Source organism: Thermus oshimai DSM 12092, assembly GCF_000373145.1.
GTDB lineage: Bacteria > Deinococcota > Deinococci > Deinococcales > Thermaceae > Thermus > Thermus oshimai.
This window is the reverse complement of record NZ_KB890618.1, coordinates 1-2,956: the sequence shown is the minus strand read 5'-3', so window position 1 is coordinate 2,956 and position 2,956 is coordinate 1. Positions and strand designations below refer to the sequence as shown.

Here is a 2,956-nt window from a genome sequence, read left to right as displayed (position 1 = left end):
TGAGGTAGCTCTTTGAGGGTCAAGATGCTAAGGGCCCACGGTGGATGCCTTGGCACCCGAGCCGATGAAGGACGTGGCTACCTGCGATAAGCCAGGGGGAGCTGGTAGCGAGCGTGGATCCCTGGATATCCGAATGGGGGAACCCGGCCTGTGGGAACACAGGTCACCACCTTTTAGGTGGGGGGAACCTGGGGAACTGAAACATCTCAGTACCCAGAGGAGAGGAAAGAGAGATCGACTCCCTGAGTAGCGGCGAGCGAAAGGGGACGAGCCTAAACCGTCTGGTTTATCCGGGCGGGGTTGTGGGGCCCTCGTATGCCGAATCCTGAGCCTAGCCGAAGCTGTTGGGAAGCAGCGCCGTAGAGGGTGAAAGCCCCGTAGGCGAAAGGTGTAGGGATAGGTGAGGGTACCCGAGTACCCTGTGGTTCGTGGAGCCATGGGGGAATCTGGGCGGACCACCGCCTAAGGCTAAGTACTCCGGGTGACCGATAGTGGACCAGTACCGTGAGGGAAAGGTGAAAAGAACCCCGGGAGGGGAGTGAAATAGAGCCTGAAACCGTGGGCTTACAAGCAGTCGCGGCCCTTTTGTGGGGTTGCGGCGTGCCTATTGAAGCATGAGCCGGCGACTCACGGTCGCGGGCGAGCTTAAGCCGATGAGGCGGAGGCGTAGGGAAACCGAGTCCGAACAGGGCGTTTAGTCCGTGGCCGTGGACCCGAAACCGGGTGAGCTAGCCCTGGCCAGGCTGAAGCTGGGGTGAAACCCAGTGGAGGGCCGAACCGGTGGGGGATGCAAACCCCTCGGATGAGCTGGGGTTAGGAGTGAAAAGCTAACCGAACCCGGAGATAGCTGGTTCTCCCCGAAATGACTTTAGGGTCAGCCTCAGGTGCTGACTGGGGCCTGTAGAGCACTGATAGGGCTAGGGGGCCTACCAGCCTACCAAACCCTGTCAAACTCCGAAGGGTTCCAGGTGGAGCCTGGGAGTGAGGGCGCGAGCGATAACGTCCGTGTCCGAGCGCGGGAACAACCGAGACCGCCAGCTAAGGTCCCGAAGTCTGGGCTAAGTGGGAAAGGATGTGGTGCCGCAGGGACAGCCAGGAGGTTGGCTTAGAAGCAGCCATCCTTTAAAGAGTGCGTAATAGCTCACTGGTCGAGCGGTGCTGCGCCGAAAATGATCGGGGCTTAAGCCCAGCGCCGAAGCTGCGGGTCTAGGGGGGAAAACCCTCTAGGCGGTAGGGGAGCGTTCCCGATGCCGATGAAGGTCACCTGTGAGGGTGGCTGGAGGCAAGGGAAGTGCGAATGCCGGCATGAGTAACGATAAACAGGGTGAGAATCCCTGTCGCCGTAAGCCCAAGGGTTCCTACGCAATGGTCGTCAGCGTAGGGTTAGGCGGGGCCTAAGGTGAGGCCGAGAGGCGTAGCCGAAGGGCAGCCGGTTAATATTCCGGCCCTTCCCATGGGTGCGATGGGGTGACGCTTTAGGCTAGGGAGACCGGAGCCATGGCTGAGCCCGGCCAGAAGCGCAGGGTGAGGGGTAGGCAAATCCGCCCTTCGTGAGCTCTGCGTGGTGGGGAAGCCCGAGAGGGTGATAACCTCCTGAAGCCAGGGAGCCGAGAAAAGCCTCTAAGCGTAACCCATGGGAACCCGTACCGTAGACCGACACAGGTGGGCGGGTGCGAGAGCACTAAGGCGCGCGGGAGAACCCTCGCCAAGGAACTCTGCAAGTTAGCCCCGTAACTTCGGGAGAAGGGGTGCTCGCGATGAGCGAGCCGCAGTGAACAGGCTCTGGCGACTGTTTACCAAAAACACAGCTCTCTGCGAACTCGTAAGAGGAGGTATAGGGAGCGACGCTTGCCCGGTGCCGGAAGGTCAAGGGGAGGGGTGCAAGCCCTGAACCGAAGCCCCGGTGAACGGCGGCCGTAACTATAACGGTCCTAAGGTAGCGAAATTCCTTGTCGGGTAAGTTCCGACCTGCACGAAAAGCGTAACGACCGGAGCGCTGTCTCGGCGAGGGACCCGGTGAAATTGAACTGGCTGTGAAGATGCGGCCTACCCGTGGCAGGACGAAAAGACCCCGTGGAGCTTTACTGCAGCCTGGTGTTGGCTCTTGGTTGCGCCTGCGTAGGATAGGTGGGAGCCTGTGAAGCCGTCCTTTCGGGGGCGGTGGAGGCGCCGGTGAAATACCACCCTGGTGCGGCTGGGGGCCTAACCCTTGGTTGGGGGACAGCGCTTGGCGGGCAGTTTGACTGGGGCGGTCGCCTCCTAAAGGGTAACGGAGGCGCCCAAAGGTCCCCTCAGGCGGGACGGAAATCCGCTGGAGAGCGCAAGGGTAGAAGGGGGCCTGACTGTGAGGCCTGCAAGCCGAGCAGGGGCGAAAGCCGGGCCTAGTGAACCGGTGGTTCTGTGTGGAAGGGCCATCGATCAACGGATAAAAGTTACCCCGGGGATAACAGGCTGATCTCCCCCGAGCGTCCACAGCGGCGGGGAGGTTTGGCACCTCGATGTCGGCTCGTCGCATCCTGGGGCTGAAGAAGGTCCCAAGGGTTGGGCTGTTCGCCCATTAAAGCGGCACGCGAGCTGGGTTCAGAACGTCGTGAGACAGTTCGGTCTCTATCCGCCACGGGCGCAGGAGGCTTGAGGGGGGCTCTTCCTAGTACGAGAGGACCGGAAGGGACGCACCTCTGGTTTTCCAGCTGTCTCTCCAGGGGCATAAGCTGGGTAGCCATGTGCGGGAGGGATAACCGCTGAAAGCATCTAAGCGGGAAACCTGCCCCGAGATGAGGCCTCCCACGGTGTTAAGCCGGTAAGGACCCGGGAAGACGACCCGGTGGATGGGCCGGAGGTGTAAGCGCCGTGAGGCGTTGAGCTGACCGGTTCCAATGGTCCGAGGTCTTGACCCTTAATTGCAGGGATGCCACCCCAGTTTTCGGGATCTTCCGCCCCCTTTTTGGGTGGTGCG

1 rRNA gene is annotated in these 2,956 nt (G+C 61.3%); it reads left to right on the top strand.

The features are described 5' to 3' along the window. Positions 1–17 precede the first annotated feature (17 nt). Positions 18–2,897: ribosomal RNA gene (locus B043_RS0107480) — 23S ribosomal RNA — on the top strand. The last annotated feature ends 59 nt before the right edge of the window (positions 2,898–2,956 follow it).